This is a genomic window from Pseudomonas sp. J380 (genome assembly GCF_009827115.1).
Lineage (GTDB): Bacteria > Pseudomonadota > Gammaproteobacteria > Pseudomonadales > Pseudomonadaceae > Aquipseudomonas > Aquipseudomonas paracarnis.
On sequence record NZ_CP043060.1, the window covers coordinates 4,346,485 to 4,363,131 of the forward strand.

General features: G+C 60.3%; 16 protein-coding genes. 11 read left to right on the plus strand and 5 right to left on the minus strand.

Annotated features, from left to right (window positions below; translation table 11 throughout):
- Positions 1-41: 41 nt before the first annotated feature.
- Positions 42-1,739 carry a GspE/PulE family protein gene (locus FXO12_RS19580; RefSeq protein ID WP_057975327.1) on the minus strand — a complete coding sequence of 566 codons (1,698 nt, stop codon included), beginning with the start codon at positions 1,737-1,739 and terminating at the stop codon, positions 42-44.
- 79 nt (positions 1,740-1,818) lie between these two features.
- A complete protein-coding gene (locus FXO12_RS19585; RefSeq protein WP_057975328.1) occupies positions 1,819-2,157 on the minus strand; it encodes a hypothetical protein in 339 nt (112 codons plus the stop codon).
- 127 nt (positions 2,158-2,284) lie between these two features.
- Here FXO12_RS19585 and FXO12_RS19590 point away from each other — a divergent pair, with 127 nt between their 5' ends.
- Positions 2,285-2,755 (plus strand): Lrp/AsnC family transcriptional regulator, encoded by a 471-nt coding sequence (locus tag FXO12_RS19590; protein WP_054896032.1) that lies wholly within the window; start codon positions 2,285-2,287, stop codon positions 2,753-2,755.
- A 127-nt stretch (positions 2,756-2,882) separates the two neighbouring features.
- Here FXO12_RS19590 and FXO12_RS19595 read toward each other — a convergent pair whose 3' ends face one another.
- Positions 2,883-4,250, minus strand: coding sequence for an inorganic triphosphatase (locus tag FXO12_RS19595; protein WP_020301821.1), 1,368 nt, complete (start codon positions 4,248-4,250; stop codon positions 2,883-2,885).
- A gap of 158 nt (positions 4,251-4,408) precedes the next feature.
- On the opposite strand from FXO12_RS19595, the gene argE reads away from it, so the two are divergent.
- A complete protein-coding gene (gene argE, locus FXO12_RS19600; RefSeq protein WP_057975329.1) occupies positions 4,409-5,557 on the plus strand; it encodes an acetylornithine deacetylase in 1,149 nt (382 codons plus the stop codon).
- Between the two features lie 133 nt (positions 5,558-5,690).
- Positions 5,691-6,989: an amino-acid N-acetyltransferase gene (gene argA, locus FXO12_RS19605; protein ID WP_003195273.1), complete on the plus strand. Its 1,299-nt coding sequence runs from the start codon at positions 5,691-5,693 to the stop codon at positions 6,987-6,989.
- Positions 6,990-7,102: 113 nt separating this feature from the next.
- On the opposite strand, the gene tauA is transcribed toward argA, so the two are convergent.
- Positions 7,103-8,089 carry a taurine ABC transporter substrate-binding protein gene (gene tauA, locus FXO12_RS19610; protein ID WP_057975330.1) on the minus strand — a complete coding sequence of 329 codons (987 nt, stop codon included), beginning with the start codon at positions 8,087-8,089 and terminating at the stop codon, positions 7,103-7,105.
- Positions 8,090-8,459: 370 nt separating this feature from the next.
- Here tauA and FXO12_RS19615 point away from each other — a divergent pair, with 370 nt between their 5' ends.
- The 8 genes from FXO12_RS19615 (at position 8,460) to FXO12_RS19650 (ending at position 15,712) form a co-directional block, all read left to right on the plus strand.
- Positions 8,460-9,803, plus strand: coding sequence for an OprD family porin (locus FXO12_RS19615; protein WP_034128998.1), 1,344 nt, complete (start codon positions 8,460-8,462; stop codon positions 9,801-9,803).
- A gap of 274 nt (positions 9,804-10,077) precedes the next feature.
- Positions 10,078-10,716, plus strand: a complete 639-nt coding sequence (locus FXO12_RS19620; RefSeq protein WP_003195267.1) for a peroxiredoxin — start codon at positions 10,078-10,080, stop codon at positions 10,714-10,716.
- A 328-nt stretch (positions 10,717-11,044) separates the two neighbouring features.
- Positions 11,045-11,638, plus strand: coding sequence for an NADPH-dependent FMN reductase (ssuE, locus tag FXO12_RS19625; protein WP_014720392.1), 594 nt, complete (start codon positions 11,045-11,047; stop codon positions 11,636-11,638).
- Positions 11,639-11,735: 97 nt separating this feature from the next.
- Complete coding sequence (locus FXO12_RS19630) at positions 11,736-12,704, plus strand: sulfonate ABC transporter substrate-binding protein (RefSeq protein ID WP_054917067.1); 969 nt, start codon at positions 11,736-11,738, stop codon at positions 12,702-12,704.
- Between the two features lie 26 nt (positions 12,705-12,730).
- Positions 12,731-13,879, plus strand: coding sequence for an FMNH2-dependent alkanesulfonate monooxygenase (ssuD, locus tag FXO12_RS19635; protein ID WP_003195260.1), 1,149 nt, complete (start codon positions 12,731-12,733; stop codon positions 13,877-13,879).
- A 9-nt stretch (positions 13,880-13,888) separates the two neighbouring features.
- Positions 13,889-14,674, plus strand: coding sequence for an aliphatic sulfonate ABC transporter permease SsuC (ssuC, locus tag FXO12_RS19640; RefSeq protein ID WP_003195258.1), 786 nt, complete (start codon positions 13,889-13,891; stop codon positions 14,672-14,674).
- Entirely contained in the window at positions 14,671-15,477 is an 807-nt protein-coding gene (ssuB, locus tag FXO12_RS19645; RefSeq protein ID WP_032902254.1) for an aliphatic sulfonates ABC transporter ATP-binding protein, read from the plus strand. The genes ssuC and ssuB overlap by 4 nt, the downstream gene beginning before the upstream one ends.
- 19 nt (positions 15,478-15,496) lie before the next feature.
- Complete coding sequence (locus FXO12_RS19650) at positions 15,497-15,712, plus strand: molybdopterin-binding protein (RefSeq protein WP_003176783.1); 216 nt, start codon at positions 15,497-15,499, stop codon at positions 15,710-15,712.
- Positions 15,713-15,834: 122 nt separating this feature from the next.
- Here FXO12_RS19650 and FXO12_RS19655 read toward each other — a convergent pair whose 3' ends face one another.
- Entirely contained in the window at positions 15,835-16,464 is a 630-nt protein-coding gene (locus FXO12_RS19655; protein WP_057976412.1) for a TetR/AcrR family transcriptional regulator, read from the minus strand.
- Between the last annotated feature and the right edge of the window lie 183 nt (positions 16,465-16,647).

Consider the following 16,647-nt stretch of genomic DNA (forward strand, 5'->3'; position numbering starts at 1 on the left):
TGTAGTTAACCCGATCCAGTTCCATCACTGACTAAACAGTTTCAGTACTCGATCAAACCCGAAGAATTTGTTTCTGAATCCCCTGGCGTGACCCGCAATACCTCCGTCATCGTGGTCAGGCCGGCCTTCACTTTCTCGACACCGGCCATGCGCAGGCTGCTCATGCCCTGCGCCAGTGCCTCACGGCGCAGCGCTTGTACGTCCGCGCCCGGGGTGACCAGCGCTTGGAGTGCCGGGTCCATGAGCATGATTTCATACAGCCCGGCCCTGCCTCGATAACCGCTGTCACGGCATTGCGCACAGCCGACGGCTTCGCAGCCGTCAGCGTCCTCCTGGCCCAGCGGGCGCTTGCAATGGCTGCACAGCAGCCGCACCAGGCGCTGCGCCATCACACCTATGAGCGTAGCTTTGATCAAATAGTGAGCAACGCCCAGTTCCTGCAGGCGGCTGATGGCGCTGGGTGCATCGTTGGTGTGCAAGGTCGAGAAAACCAGGTGCCCGGTCAGCGCGGCCTGGATAGCCATCTCTGCGGTTTCCTGGTCGCGGATTTCGCCGATCATGATGATGTCCGGGTCCTGGCGCAGCAGGGCGCGGATGCCGCTTGCGAACGTGAGGTCGATGTTGTGCTGGACCTGCATCTGGTTGAAGGCCGGCTCGACCATTTCAATCGGGTCTTCCACCGTGCACAGGTTGACCTCGCGGGTCGCCAGTTGCCTGAGGGTGGTGTAGAGGGTGCTGGTCTTGCCTGAGCCGGTGGGGCCGGTGACGAGGATGATGCCGTGGCTGCGTCGCGTCATGGCGTGCCAGCGCTGCTGGTCGGCGTTGGACAAACCCAACTGGTCAAAGTCCTTGAGCAGCACTTGTGGGTCGAAAATTCGCATCACCAGTTTTTCGCCGAATGCCGTGGGCAGGGTCGAAAGCCGCAATTCCACTTCGACACCCGCAGGGTTCCGGGTCTTGACGCGGCCATCCTGGGGTTTGCGTTTTTCGGCCACGTTCATTCGCCCCAGGCTTTTCAGGCGGCTGACCACGGCCATGGTGACCTGTGGGGGAAATTGATAGACGTCATGCAGCAGCCCATCAATGCGAAAGCGCACCCGACCCTGGTCGCGGCAGGGCTCGATATGGATATCGCTGGCTCGTTGGCCAAAGGCGTACTGCAGCAGCCAGTCGACGATGTTGACGATATGCGCGTCGTTGGCATCCGGCTCCTTGTCGCTGGCGCCTAGGCTGAGCAAGTCGAGATTGCCAGGCGTCGTCATCTTTTCATCCGCACCGCTGACGGACTTGGCTAAACGGTAAAACTCGTTGATACAGCGCTGGATATCGCTGGGGTTGGCAACCACGCGCTTGATCGTGCGTCTGAGCACCTGGGACAGCCCGGCTTCCCAGGTGGTGACATGGGGTTGGGCACTGGCGATCGTCACGCTGTGAGTATCGACGGCGACTGCGAGAATGCCGTGGCGCTGGGCAAAGGCGTGGGACATCAACGGCACCACGGCTGCCACATCAATCTTCAACGGGTCGATGCGCAGGTAAGGTTGGCCTACCTGCCGGGCCAGCCATTGGGTCAAGGTCTCCACGCAAGGGCCCTGGGCTGCGATGCATTCCAAGGGATGCTGGCTGCCGGACGCTGGCGCTACCTTTTGCGCCGCCTGCGCCGTGATCAGCCCTTGCTCGACCAACTCCGGCAATAATTGCTGCAGTTCCAAGGGGTGATCGTGAGTGGCGACGGGCATGCAGGTTTTCCTGGGGCGTGGGGGTAATCCCAGGCTAGCCAGCCGCTGAAGATCCTGCTGGCGCTTGTATTGCCGGTTTTTACTGCGCCATCGCCGCCAACGCTTGAGGCCGCTCGGAATCAGCCGACCACAGCTCCAGGGTGCAGACGCTGATCAGGTTTCGAATCTTTTCACCGATCACTTGGGCGCGGTGCCAGCTCAGGCCGGTCATCACGATATCGATGCTCAGCAGGTCGGCTTCCCGGTTCATGCTGACCTGGGTGGGCGTGAGCAATTGCAGCGCGAAGTGGTTCAGCACCCGGCACAGCACGTCCGGTTCAGCCTCGGCGACGATGCGATAGTGCGCCTGGCAGTGGCTACTATTGACGGCCCACGCATCGACGCGGGTGGCGGGGTAGGCGGTTTCGACGGCATGCATGCTGACTCTCCAGTTTCGACTGGAGAAATTTTTACATTCGCCTCGGGAGATTTCTTATCTAAAATAAGCCTATTTGGCGATAAATAGACCAAAACAATTCAAGATAAGCCTATTCATGGGTACTTTTATGCACAATGAGTTGGACGCCTACGACCGCCGCATCCTGGCCTTGCTGCAAGAGGATGCCTCGCTCTCCAGTGCACAGATTGCCGAGCAGGTCGGCCTGTCGCAGTCGCCATGCTGGCGGCGTATTCAGCGGCTCAAGGAGGAGGGCGTGATCCGCGGCCAGGTCACCCTGCTGGACCGCAAGAAAATCGGGCTCAACACGCAGATTTTCGCCGAGGTCAAACTCAACGCCCACGGTCGCTCCAATTTCACCGAGTTCACCGAGGCGATTCGCGGGTTTCCGGAAGTGTTGGAGTGCTATGTGCTGATGGGGGCGGTGGACTTTCTGCTGCGTATCGTCACCTCGGATATCGAGGCGTACGAGCGGTTTTTCTTCGAGAAGTTGTCGATGGTGCCGGGGATTCAGGAGGTCAACTCGATTGTGGCGCTGTCGGAGATCAAGTCCACCACCAGCCTGCCAGTATTGCGCTGACAGGCATGCCATTGACTGTAGGAGCGAGCTTGCTCGCGAAGATCGTTAACGATAACGCGGGAAGCCTGGCTCCCCACATCGCTCTCGGGTTTTTCGCGAGCAAGCTCGCTCCTACAGGTAGAGTGACTTACAGGCGCAGAAGGGTCTTCCAGGCACGATTCTGATAAACCGCAATCGCCTGGTGCATACGCGCATCCAGCGATTCATCGGTAATCGGCTGGTTGGCCAGGTGCGCCAGCTTGTTCAGCTCGCCGTACAAACGGTCCAGCTCAGGAATGTCCACCACATGGCGCGCATGGTGCAGCCAGGCCTGGATGCGTTCGATGCGCGGCAGTTGCTCGGCCAGGTCTTCCGGCTGTTGCTGGTAGCGCTGCAGTTGCAGGGCGACAGCGTCGTCGGCCAACAGGCGTGGCAGCCAGTTGGTAATTTGCGCAGCGCCCTGGCGGTTGCCGCGCACGTTACGTTCGGCCGTCCAGGTGCGAGCCAGCAGCCAGCGCGAGAGGTTGAGTGAGAACAGGCCCCAGCGCACGTCTTGCAGCTCTTCGATGAACTGTTCCGGCGCGGCTTTGCGAATGTCTTCATCGTCGTCACCGGCCTGGACCAGCGGGCGCCAGTCTTCCAGCAACGCATCCAGGGCGCTGCGCAGTTCGCTGGTGGATTGGCGTGGCGCGGCCTGGCCGAGGCTGCCGATCAGGGCGCGCAACTCGCCGAGGTTCTCGACCCAGTCCTGCAACAGGCGCCAGTGGCCATTGAAGCGGTATTGCTCAGCCAGGCGCTGGCTGCTGCCCAGCAGGTGCCACAGGATCGCGGCGAAGGCGTCGTCCAATGGCATTTCGGCGTGGATCTGTGGCGCCGGCAGGCTCAGGGAATAGCTACTGGCGTCATACAGGCGATAGCCGCGTTCGGCCTTGCTGATGTCGCACGGCATCAGGGCCAGGGTTGCGGCCAGCTCGGCGGCCAGTTCCAGCAGGGCCGCCGGTTCGCCTTCGCGCAGTTCCAGTTCCAGCTCGCAGATTTCTTCTTTCTGCTTGCCGACCACCACATGGCCCAGGTCCAGGGCGGCTTCGATCACCACCTTGGCCTTGCCACGGCCCCAGGCGATCTCGGCGCGTTCACGCACGAAGTCGGTGGTGAAGATCGGCTTGAGGGTCTTTTTGTCCAGCTCGGCCAGTTGCTCGGGCCAGCACTCGCCATCGAGTTTCTTCACGTCGAGCTTGGCTTTGGGCAGGTCCCAGTTGTATTCGTTGCGTTCCGACAAGCCGGCGACGCTTTGGCCGCGGGTCTTGAGGGTCTGGATGATGTCGTCACCGTCCTTGCGCAGGCGCAGGGCAACCTTGGCCTGGGCCAGGTCACGCTCGGGGGTGTCGAAGTACTGGTTCATCAACTCACGGCGTTCCCAGCCACTTTTGTTGCGTTTTTTCAGTAACGGGTGCTCACGCAGCGCGGCGAGTGTTTCGCGGCTGACGCGTAGCTTGATTTCGGTTTCTTTCTGCATGGCCGGAAAATCCAGGATCGGGAGCGCAGCCGGGGAAAAGTGTGGCTGCCAAGGTCGTGCAGTGTACAGGACTGAGCCCGGCAACGTGCCGCAACGGTTTATTGTGTTGCGCAGATGCCTCTATAGTGAGGTTCATCCGGGAAGTTGGGAGACCGCGCATGCCGTTACCGTCCATGAAAGAGCAGTTCGCCGCCTTGATCGCCGCGCCGTCGGTGAGCTGCACCCAGGCGTCTCTCGACCAGAGCAACCGCCCGGTGATTGACCTGCTCGCCGCTTGGCTGGGCGACCTGGGCTTTGCCATCGATATCCAACAAGTCAGCCCCGGCAAGTTCAACCTGTTGGCCAGTTTCGGCAGCGGCCCCGGTGGCTTGGTGTTGGCGGGGCATAGCGATACCGTGCCGTATGACTCGGCGCTGTGGAACACCGACCCGCTCAAGCTGACGGAAGTCGACGGCCGCTGGGTAGGACTGGGCAGTTGTGACATGAAGGGGTTCTTCGCACTGGTTATCGACGCGGTGTTGCCGCTGCTGGACCAACCCTTCAAGCAACCGCTGTTGATCCTTGCCACCTGTGACGAGGAAAGCTCTATGTCCGGTGCCCGTGCGCTGGCCGAGGCGGGGCGCCCATTAGGTCGTGCAGCGGTGATCGGCGAGCCGACCGGGCTCAAGCCGATCCGCCTGCACAAGGGGGTGATGATGGAACGCATCGAGATCCTCGGGCGCAGTGGCCACTCGTCGGACCCCAGCCTGGGCCATAGCGCCCTGGAAGCCATGCATGACGCCATCGGCGAACTGCGCGGCCTGCGCTTGGCCTGGCAGCGCGAGTACCGCAACGCGCAATTCAGCGTGCCGCAGCCGACGATGAACTTCGGCTGCATTCACGGCGGCGACAACCCCAACCGCATCTGCGGCCAGTGCTCCCTGGAGTTCGACCTGCGACCCCTGCCGGGCATGGACCCCGAGGTGCTGCGCGCCGCGATCCGCCAGAAGCTCGAACCCCTGGCCGAGCGGCATAAGGTCAAGATCGACTACGCGCCGTTGTTCCCCGAAGTGCCACCCTTTGAGCAGCCCGAAGACGCCGAGTTGGTGCGGGTGGCGGAGCGTTTGACCGGTCATCGTGCCGAAGCAGTAGCGTTCGGCACCGAAGCGCCTTATCTTCAGCGCCTTGGTTGCGAAACCCTGGTGCTCGGCCCTGGCGACATTGCCTGCGCCCACCAGCCTGGCGAGTACCTTGAAATGTCACGCTTGACGCCTACAGTGCGTCTATTGCGGGAACTGATCGAACACTACTGCCTGAAACCTGCATAAATTAACCCCTGCCCATTCGTACATAAGGAGAGTGAGCGTGTCGCCAAGCCTGTTCCGACGATAACCATCAGCCGCTGTGCGCTTTCACGATTGATCCTTTATTTGGCTGCTTTTTATTACAGGCCCAGGTGTTATGCCCGAATACGTCAACTGGCTTCGTCACGCTTCGCCCTACATCAACGCCCACCGCGACTGCACTTTTGTGGTCATGCTGCCCGGCGATGGTGTAGACCACCCCAACTTCGGCAATATCGTCCACGACCTGGTGCTGCTTCACAGCCTGGGTGTGCGCCTGGTGCTGGTGCATGGCTCGCGCCCGCAAATCGAAACCCGCCTTGAAGCACGCGGCCTTACCCCGGCTTACCACGAAGGCTTGCGCATCACCGATGCTGCGACGCTGGAGTGTGTGATCGACGCGGTGGGTCATTTGCGCATTGCCATCGAGGCGCGCTTGTCCATGGACATGGCGTCATCGCCGATGCAGGGCTCGCGCCTGCGTGTGGCCAGCGGCAACCTGGTCACCGCACGGCCAATTGGCGTGCTGGAAGGCGTGGACTACCACCACACCGGCGAAGTGCGCCGGGTTGACCGCAAGGGCATCAACCGCCTGTTGGATGAGCGCTCTATCGTGCTGCTCTCGCCCCTGGGGTATTCGCCCACCGGCGAGATCTTCAACCTGGCCTGCGAAGACGTCGCCACCCGCGCCGCCATCGACCTGGGCGCCGACAAGTTGCTGCTGTTCGGCGCCGATCCGGGTCTGATCGATGAGAACGGCCGCCTGGTGCGTGAATTGCGCCCACAACAAGTACCCGCGCACCTGCAACGCCTGGGCAGCAACTATCAAGCCGAACTGCTCGATGCCGCTGCCGAAGCCTGCCGGGGTGGAGTAGGGCGCAGCCATATCGTCAGCTACGCCGAAGATGGCGCTTTGCTTACCGAACTGTTCACCCGCGATGGTGGCGGTACGCTGGTGGCCCAGGAACAATTCGAACTGGTGCGCGAAGCGGCGATTGAAGACGTCGGCGGCTTGCTGGACCTGATCAGCCCGCTGGAAGAGCAGGGCATTCTGGTGCGCCGTTCGCGGGAAGTGCTGGAGCGTGAGATCGAGCAGTTCAGCGTGGTCGAGCGCGAAGGCATGATCATCGCCTGCGCGGCGCTGTATCAGATCGCGGATTCGGATGCGGGGGAGTTGGCGTGCCTGGCAGTGAACCCGGAGTACCGCCACGGCGCGCGAGGCGATGTGTTGCTCGAACGCATCCAGACCCGGGCACGCGCCCAAGGCTTGAAAACCCTCTTTGTACTCACCACCCGTACGGCCCACTGGTTCCGCGAACGCGGTTTTGTACCCAGCAGCGTGGACCGCCTGCCGTCGGCGCGGGCGTCGCTGTACAACTATCAGCGCAACTCCAAGATCTTTGAAAAGGCCCTGTAAAAGAGTACGGCTCTGTGTGGGAGCTGGCTTGCCTGCGATAGTGGCGCCTCGGTTTATCTGAAGGACCGAGTTGCTGGTATCGCAGGCAAGCCAGCTCCCACCGAAGACTGTATTTATTGTGTGATGAATTTGTCGGTCACATACGCCGAATAATCCGGCAGCACCGTCTCCACCTTCCCCTGTTCCTTCAAGAACTTCGCCGTCTCCTCAATCGCCTTCGCCGTGCCGCCCTTGAGCAGCGCAGCGGTTTGCTGTGTCTGCGCATCCGGAAACGTCGTACCGGCCAAGAGTTCCGGAATGTCGCCGGCATTTGAACCTGTCAATTTGGCGATTTTCTGCACTGGCTCGGAATCCACCGTCCAGCTGTCTTTGTGGGCGGCATAGTCGGCAAAGGCATCCAGGGTAACTTTGGCGAACTTGGCCACTACCTCAGGATGTTTTTGCGCAAAATCCTTGCGCGCCACCCACACCTCAAATGTGGGTGCACCCCATTGGCCCACCTGCGCCGCGTCTGTCAGGGTCTTGCCGCTCTTGCGGATTTCACCCAGGGCCGGGGACCACACAAAAGCCCCATCAATATCGCCGCGTTTCCACGCAGCGGCGATTTCGGCCGGTTGCAGGTTCACCACTTTGACTTGCTGGGTGTCCAGCCCCCAGTGTTTCAGCGCGCCGAGCAGGCTGTAATGGGAGGTCGAGACGAACGGCGTGGCGATGGTTTTGCCGATCAGGTCCTGGGGTTTATCGATGCCACTGCCGTTGCGCACCACCAGGGCTTCAGAAGCGTTGATCTGTGCCGATACGATAAACGCCACAATCGGCAGGTTGCGCGAGGCCGCCGCCGCGAACGGGCTGGAGCCGAGGTTGCCGATTTGTACATCACCCGAAGCGATGGCCGTGACTACCTCTGGCCCGCTGTTGAAGCGGCGCCAAGCGATTTTTTCGCCGATGGCTTTTTCATACAGGCCGTCGGCCTGGGGAACCTTGCTGGGATCGATGCCGGTCTGGTAACCCACCGTCAGGTCGGCGGCGTTGACACCAAAAGAAAGTAATAGCGATACAAAAACTGTAACAAATTGACGGGAGGATGTGCGTTTGGCCATGATGGCGTCGCCTTTTTGATCGTGAGTGACGTATGCAACCGTACGGCAACACTAATCGATCTAAAAAAGCACCAGTAAATACCCTTTAGGAATTAGCTTATGGAGCGGCGCGTCTATCCTGACCGGCCAGCTTCACGGAAAGTCTTATTCCTGGATCGTATGAAAAAGAATGAAATAATTCTTTTTGGGTGTATGAAAAACTCATTACCCTGCAGGGACCAAATCAACTGCGATTAGACGAAGGTAGTAGACACACAAGGTTACGATTGACTTGGTGGTCACTATCTGGCGCTAATCGCGCATCTGTGGATCGAGGGCGTCAGACCCGAGACCAAAGAAATACAAAAATTAGAAATGAGAGGAGCGGTACATGAAGAAGTCCACTTTGGCTGTGGCTGTAACGTTGGGCGCAATCGCCCAGCAAGCAGGCGCTGCCGGTTTCATCGAAGACAGCAAGGCCACACTGGGCCTGCGTAACTTCTACATCAACACCGATAACCGCGAAGGCACGGCCAACCCGAGCCGCAACGAAGAATGGGGCCAAGGCTTCGATCTGCGTTTCATCTCCGGTTACACCCAAGGCACCGTCGGCTTCGGTCTGGACGCTATCGGCCTGCTGGGTGTTCGCCTGGATTCCGGCGGTGGCACCAACGGCGCGACTGCCAGCTCCTACGGTGGCACGATCTTCCCGAGCAAGTCCAATGGCGAAGCCGTTGATAACTACTCCAGCCTGGGCCTGACTGCCAAGGCCAAGATCTCTCAAACCGAACTGAAGTTGGGTACCTTGCAGCCCAAGCTGCCGGTCATCGTCACCAACGATGGTCGTATGCTGCCGCAAACCTTCCAAGGTGGCCAGATCACCTCCAGCGACATCAAGGACCTGACTCTGGTTGCTGGCCAGATCGAAAAGGCCAAGGGCCGTAACTCCAGCAACAACGAAAGCCTGTCCATTTCCGGCGCCAACAGCCGCGGTGTGAACTGGCGTTCGAGCAACAAGTTCTACTACGCCGGTGGCGACTACAAGATCACCAAGGATCTGACCGCCCAGTACTACTACGGCAACCTGGAAGATTTCTACAAGCAACACTTCCTGGGCCTGACCCACAACTGGGCCATCGGTCCTGGCGTGCTGAAGTCTGACCTGCGTTACTTCAACAGCTCCGACGATGGCAACAACGGCAACCAGTCCGCTTACTTCTCGACGGGCAACTACAGCGGCGTGAACTCCGGCCGTGGCAAAGTCGACAACAACCTGTACAGCGGCCTGTTCCTGTACTCGGTGGCCGGTCACACCTTCGGTGGCGGTTACCAGGTCAGCAACGGCAGCAGCGACTTCCCTTGGCTGAACCAGGGTGACGGCTCGTCGGCTTACATCACCACCGACATGCAAATCCAGAAGTTCGCCCGTGCCGGCGAGCGTACCTGGCAAGCTCGCTACTCCTACGACTTCGCCAAAGTCGGCGTGCCTGGCCTGACCGCCGGTGTGGTTTACCTGAAAGGTGATCATATCGACACCGTCGCCAGCAACCGTACCGAGTTCACCGGCCAGTCCGAGTGGGAGCGTGACATCACTGTTGCCTACGTCGTACCGGAAGGTCCGCTGAAGAACGTCGGCGTGGCGTGGAAAAACGCTATGTGGCGCAGCGACATCGCCAACGCGCGTAACCAGGACGAAAACCGCTTGATCGTCAGCTACTCGATCCCGCTGTTGTAAGACTGTAAAACCTTGCCCGGCGCAATGCCGGGCAAGGTGTCTTGCTATTCAAGTCGGGCTCAACCCCCGCAAGCCCTTCCTGAATCCCTCTTTTTTGCAGCGTCTCAAGGCCTTCTCGAACCTTGAAGGCGATGTTGGCCTCAGGCCGTTCCCAAGTCCAATGAACTGATTTTTAATATTCTTTTATCGTCTAGATAAATCGATATTTATTCTTTTTAAATCACCAAAAATCCATGCACAGTGGGCTCCATAAGCACTCATCAGGAGCCACACCATGAGCCTAAGACTGGGCGATATCGCCCCCGACTTCGAACAGGATTCCAGCGCCGGCAAGATTCGCTTCCACGAATGGCTGGGCGACAGCTGGGGTGTGCTGTTTTCCCACCCTGCGGACTTCACGCCGGTGTGCACCACCGAGCTGGGTTTTACCGCCAAGCTCAAGGATGAATTCGCCAAGCGTGGCGTCAAGGCCATCGCCCTGTCGGTAGATCCGGTGGACTCGCACCACAAGTGGATCGAAGACATCAACGAGACCCAGAACACCGTGGTCAACTTCCCGATCCTGGCCGACGCCGACCGCAAGGTCTCGGACCTCTACGACCTGATCCACCCGAATGCCAGCGATACCCTCACCGTGCGCTCCTTGTTTGTGATCGACCCGAACAAGAAGATCCGCCTGACCATCACCTACCCGGCCAGCACCGGGCGTAATTTCCATGAAATCCTGCGGGTGATCGACTCGCTGCAGCTGACCGACAACCACAAGGTGGCAACACCGGCCAACTGGCAGGATGGGGATGAGGTGGTGATCGTGCCGTCGCTCAAGGACGAGGAAGAGATCAAGAAACGCTTTCCCAAGGGCTATCGCGCGGTGAAGCCGTACCTGCGTCTTACCCCACAACCCAATCGTTAAGGCATCACGGACCATCCCTCTGTAGGAGCGAGCTTGCTCGCGAAAAACGTCAACGATAACGCGCGCTTCCTGAATGAACGCGGCGCCTGTGAGTTTTTCGCGAGCAAGCTCGCTCCTACCAAAAAGCACTGACTCACAGCAGGGGTTTTCAGGCCGTTTCCACGGCCTTTTTTTTCGCCTGGGGATTGATCAATCGCTTATGTTTTTATGGAATAAACAAATGAATAAATAAGATTTATAGATATATAAATCTGCTGATAAGGTCTATCCCATCTTGGCGCCATCGCCGTACAGCGAACCGCCGACACTTGCTCAAGGAATCTCCTGCATGCTGGTCGTAACACTTGGAGGCAGTCCCAGCCAGCGTTCCCGCTCCGGGGTCTTGCTGGATAAAACCCGTCAGTGGCTGCAACAGCAGGGCGTGGAAGTAGTGAGTTACCAGGTACGGGACTTCCCGGCTGAAGACTTGCTGCACGCACGCTTCGACAGCCCCAAGGTCATTGACCTGCTGCAACAAGTCGCCAATGCCGACGGCCTGGTGATCGCCACGCCGGTGTACAAGGCGTCGTTTTCCGGGGCGTTGAAAACCGTACTGGACCTGCTGCCGGAGCGTGCGCTGGCCCATAAGGTGGTGTTGCCGATGGCGACCGGCGGCAGCATCGCCCACATGCTGGCGGTGGACTACGCCCTGAAGCCGGTGCTGTCGGCCCTCAAGGCCCAGGAATTGCTCCACGGTATTTTTGCCGAAGACAGCCAGATCGCCTATGGCGAAGGCAGTGTTCAGGCGCAACTGGTGCCGGTACTTGAACAGCGTCTGCACGAAGCCCTGGAGCAGCTCTACAGCGCCATGGCGCGACGGCCAAAACCTTTGGACCCTGACGTACTGAATGAACGTTTGTTGAGTGCTCGCTGGAGCATCTGAGCCTCACCCCGAAAAGCTGGAAACACTCACCTTACTCAGCCGACAACGGCCAAGCAGGTGCAGCCAAAACCCTAATCGCACAGTTGGAGAGAGCGCCATGCGCACTGTCATCTTGCGTCGTGGTCTGGTCGCACTCTTTGCTGCGGCTGTGTCCCTCGGCGCCATCGTTCAAGCCCAAGCCGCCGAGACCTTGCGGATCGGTTATCAGAAGTACGGCACCCTGGTGCTGCTCAAGGCCAAGGGCACCCTGGAAAAACGCCTGGCCGACCAAGGCGTGCAGGTGCAGTGGACCGAGTTTCCCGGTGGCCCGCAATTGCTCGAGGGCCTGAACGTTGGCTCCATCGACTTCGGCGTTACCGGCGAAACCCCACCGGTGTTCGCCCAGGCGGCCGGCGCCGATTTGCTCTACGTCGCCTACGAACCACCCGCGCCTACCAGCGAAGCGATCCTGGTGCCCAAGGACTCGCCGATCAAATCGGTGGCCGAGCTCAACGGTAAAAAGGTCGTGCTCAACAAAGGCTCCAACGTGCACTACCTGCTAGTGCGTGCCCTGGAAGATGCCGGCCTCAACTACACCGACGTAAAGACCGTGTTCCTGCCCCCCGCCGATGCCCGTGCTGCGTTCGAGCGTGGCAGCGTGGACGCCTGGGTGATCTGGGACCCGTACCAGGCCGCCGCCGAGAAGCAACTACAAGCGCGCACCCTGCGAGACGGCACCGGGATTGCCGACAACCATCAGTTTTACCTGGCCACCAAACCCTACGCCGAACAGCACCCGCAAGTGATCAAGGCGTTGGTGGAAGAGGTGCGTGCGGTAGGCGAATGGTCCAAGGCCAACCCGCAGGAAGTGACTGAGCAGGTCGCCCCACTGCTCGGCCTGCCGGCAGATATCACCCTCACATCGGTGAAACGCCAGGGCTACGGCGCGCTGTTCCTGACCCCGGAAGTGGTCGCCGCCCAGCAGAAAATCGCAGACACCTTCTACCAACTCAAATTGATCCCCAAGCCCTTGAGCATCAAGGACGTGATCTGGACGCCACCCGCCGCGGTTGCCAAAGCGCCGTAATCCGACTTCATTCAGGAGACAACTCCATGAGCCTCAATATTTTCTGGTTCCTGCCCACCCACGGCGACGGTCATTACCTTGGCACCGCCGAAGGCGCCCGCGCTGTCGACCACGGTTACCTGCAACAAGTGGCCCAGGCTGCCGACCGCCTGGGTTTTGGCGGGGTGTTGATCCCTACGGGCCGCTCTTGCGAAGACTCGTGGTTGGTGGCCGCCTCGCTGATCCCCGTGACCCAGCGCTTGAAATTCCTGGTTGCCCTGCGCCCTGGGATCATCTCACCGACCGTGGCCGCGCGTCAGGCCGCGACCCTGGATCGCCTGTCTGGTGGCCGTGCGCTGTTCAACCTGGTCACCGGTGGCGATCCGGAAGAACTGGCTGGCGACGGATTGTTCTTGAGCCATGAAGAACGCTACCAGGCGTCGGTGGAATTCACCCGCATCTGGCGCCGTGTGCTGGAAGGCGAGACCGTGGACTACGACGGCGAGCACATCAGCGTCAAAGGCGCAAAATTGCTCTACCCACCGATTCAACAACCACGCCCGCCGCTGTATTTCGGGGGTTCCTCCGAAGCCGCCCAGGACCTTGCGGCCGAACAGGTCGAGATGGTGCTGACCTGGGGCGAGCCGCCGGCAGCCGTTGCGGAAAAGATCGCGCAGGTACGCGCCAAGGCTGCAAAACTGGGACGCACGGTGCGCTTTGGCATTCGCTTGCATGTGATCGTGCGCGAAACCAACGACGAAGCCTGGAAAGCCGCCGACAAACTGATCTCCCACCTGGACGACGAGACCATCGCCCGCGCCCAGGCGTCCTTGGCGCGCTTCGATTCGGTGGGCCAGCAACGCATGGCAGCCTTGCACGGCGGTAGCCGTGACAACCTGGAAGTCAGCCCCAACCTGTGGGCCGGCGTCGGCCTGGTACGTGGCGGCGCAGGAACGGCGCTGGTGGGCGATGGCCCAACGGTTGCGGCGCGGGTCAAGGAGTACGCGGACCTGGGTATCGATACCTTTATCTTCTCCGGTTATCCACACCTGGAAGAGTCGTATCGGGTCGCCGAGCTGTTGTTCCCGCACCTGGATATCGAACGTCCCGAGCTGCCAAAAAGCGCCGGCTACGTCAGTCCGTTTGGCGAGATGGTGGCCAACGACATCCTTCCCAAAGCTGCGTCACAGAGCTGAGGCGCCGTTATGGACTTAGAAAAAATCAGCCATCGCGTGGCGCCCTGGGTGCTGCCGATCTTATTGCTGGCGGTGTGGCAGTTGTCGGTGTCGGCGGGTTGGTTGTCGACGCGCATTCTGCCAGCGCCGAGTGCAGTGATCGAAGCCGGGGTGAACCTGGTGGTCAGCGGCGAAATCTGGACGCACCTGGCCATCAGCGGCTGGCGCGCCGGCCTGGGCTTTGTGATCGGAGGCAGCATCGGTCTGGCCCTGGGCTTTATCACCGGCTTGTCGAAGTGGGGCGAGCGCTTGCTCGACAGCTCGGTGCAGATGATCCGCAACGTGCCGCACCTGGCGCTGATTCCGCTGGTGATCCTGTGGTTCGGCATTGATGAGACCGCGAAAATTTTCCTGGTGGCCCTGGGTACCTTGTTCCCGATCTACCTGAACACTTACCACGGCATCCGCAATGTCGACCCGGCACTGGTGGAAATGTCGCGCAGCTATGGCTTGTCCGGTTTCAGCCTGTTCTGGCAAGTGATTCTGCCGGGCGCGCTGCCGTCGATCCTGGTGGGGGTGCGCTTCGCCCTGGGCTTCATGTGGCTGACGCTGATCGTGGCGGAAACCATTTCGGCAAGTTCCGGCATCGGTTACCTCGCGATGAATGCCCGTGAATTCCTGCAAACCGACGTGGTGGTACTGGCCATCGTCATGTACGCCATCCTCGGCAAACTGGCCGACCTGGCAGCCCGTGGGCTGGAACGTGTGTGGCTGCGCTGGCATCCGGCGTATCAAGTCAAAGGAGGTGCAGCATGACGGCCCAACAACCTCCGCGTCTGTTGAAGGGTATCCCACTGGCGGTGCGCAAATTGCGCAAGGCCTTTGGTACCCGCGAAGTGCTCAAAGAGATCGACCTGCATATTCCTGCGGGGCAGTTCGTGGCTGTGGTCGGCCGCAGCGGTTGCGGCAAAAGTACCTTGCTGCGCCTGTTGGCGGGGCTGGACAAAGCCAGTGGCGGCGAGCTGCTGGCCGGCTCCGCGCCACTGCACGAAGCGATTGAAGATACGCGGTTGATGTTCCAGGAAGCGCGCTTGCTGCCATGGAAGAAGATCATCGATAACGTCGGCCTGGGCCTCAAGGGCGACTGGCGGCCCAAAGCGCTGGATGCGCTGGAAGCGGTTGGCCTGGCCGAGCGCGCCAATGAATGGCCGGCGGCGTTGTCCGGTGGCCAGAAACAGCGCGTGGCACTCGCACGGGCGTTGATCCATCAGCCGCGCCTGTTACTGCTCGATGAGCCGCTGGGCGCACTGGATGCCCTGACCCGCATCGAGATGCAGCAACTGATCGAAAACCTGTGGCGCAAGCACGGTTTCACGGTGTTGCTGGTGACCCACGACGTCAGCGAAGCCGTGGCGATTGCCGACCGCGTAATTCTGATTGAAAACGGCGAAATCGGCCTCGACCTGAACATCGACCTGCCACGCCCACGGGCCCGTGGCTCACACCGCCTGGCCGCGCTGGAAGCCGAAGTGCTCAACCGCGTGCTGTCGCTACCCGGTTCCCCACCGGAACCCGAACCTGTTTCACCGCTGCCGACGCAATTGCGTTGGGCTCAATAACTCACACAGGAAAAACACCATGACTATTAAAGCCATCAACGTGCGTAACCAGTTCAAAGGCACCATCAAGGAAATCGTGGTCGGCGACGTGCTGTCGGAAATTGACGTGCAGACCGCGTCCGGCATTGTCACCTCGGTGATCACCACGCGTTCGGTCAAGGAGTTGGAGCTGGTGATCGGCAGTGAAGTGATTGCCTTTGTGAAATCCACTGAGGTGTCGATTGCCAAGTTGTGATAACCCCACTGATCGTTCCCACGCTCTGCGTGGGAATGCCGCCTGGGGCGCTCCGCGTCCCGCTGTGCCAAAGGTGACGCAGAGCGTCACGGGATGTATTCCCACGCAGAGCGTGGGAACGATCAGCGCTTGGGCAGATAGGCCGGCAAATAAAGCCCCACATACGCATCAAACACCCGCATCCCTTCCTCCGCCATGCGCGGCGTAATCAGCCCATGCTGATACACCGAGCGCGCGTACACGCGGTCGCTCAACTCCAATGCCAGGGCAAACACGTCCACATCGCCCGGTAGCGTTGGCACTTCAAAGTGGCGATTGAACACCGCCAGCATCAAGTCGCCCAATTCCAGATCATGCTGGCGATCGGCCTGGGTCACTTCGGTCAACCCATGCTGGGCCAGGATCAACTGGCGCGCCGCGGCATCGTTGCTGTAGATGCTGAGCATGCGTTGTTCAACGATGTAGGACAGGTCGCGCCAATGCTTGAGAGATTCATGCTCGATGGGCGCCTGGATGGCAGCGCGAAAGGCTGCGTGAACGTCAGCGGTCAACGCCTCAAGCAACGCCGGCACACTGGCGAAAAAGTGGTACACCGATGACGGTGGAATCTGTGCTCGTTCGGCCACGCTGTAGATCGACAAGCTGGCCACACCTTCGGCGGCCAGCAAGGTGCGGGCGGCGTCGAGGATCGCATCGATCCGGGCCTGGCTGCGGGCGCGGGGTTTGCGAACAGTGGCGGGGCGGGTGGTCATGGATGTCTCCTACAAGGCAGCAGGCATTGTATGAGCAGGAATCTGTGTTGTCTGCCAAGCCGCTATCGCAGGCAAGCCAGCTCCCACATTTGACCGAGTTCCAACCTTGAAATGCGTTCCACTGTGGGAGCTGGCTTGCCTGCGATGAGGCCAACCCGGTTTCCCAAAATAAACCCATAAAAA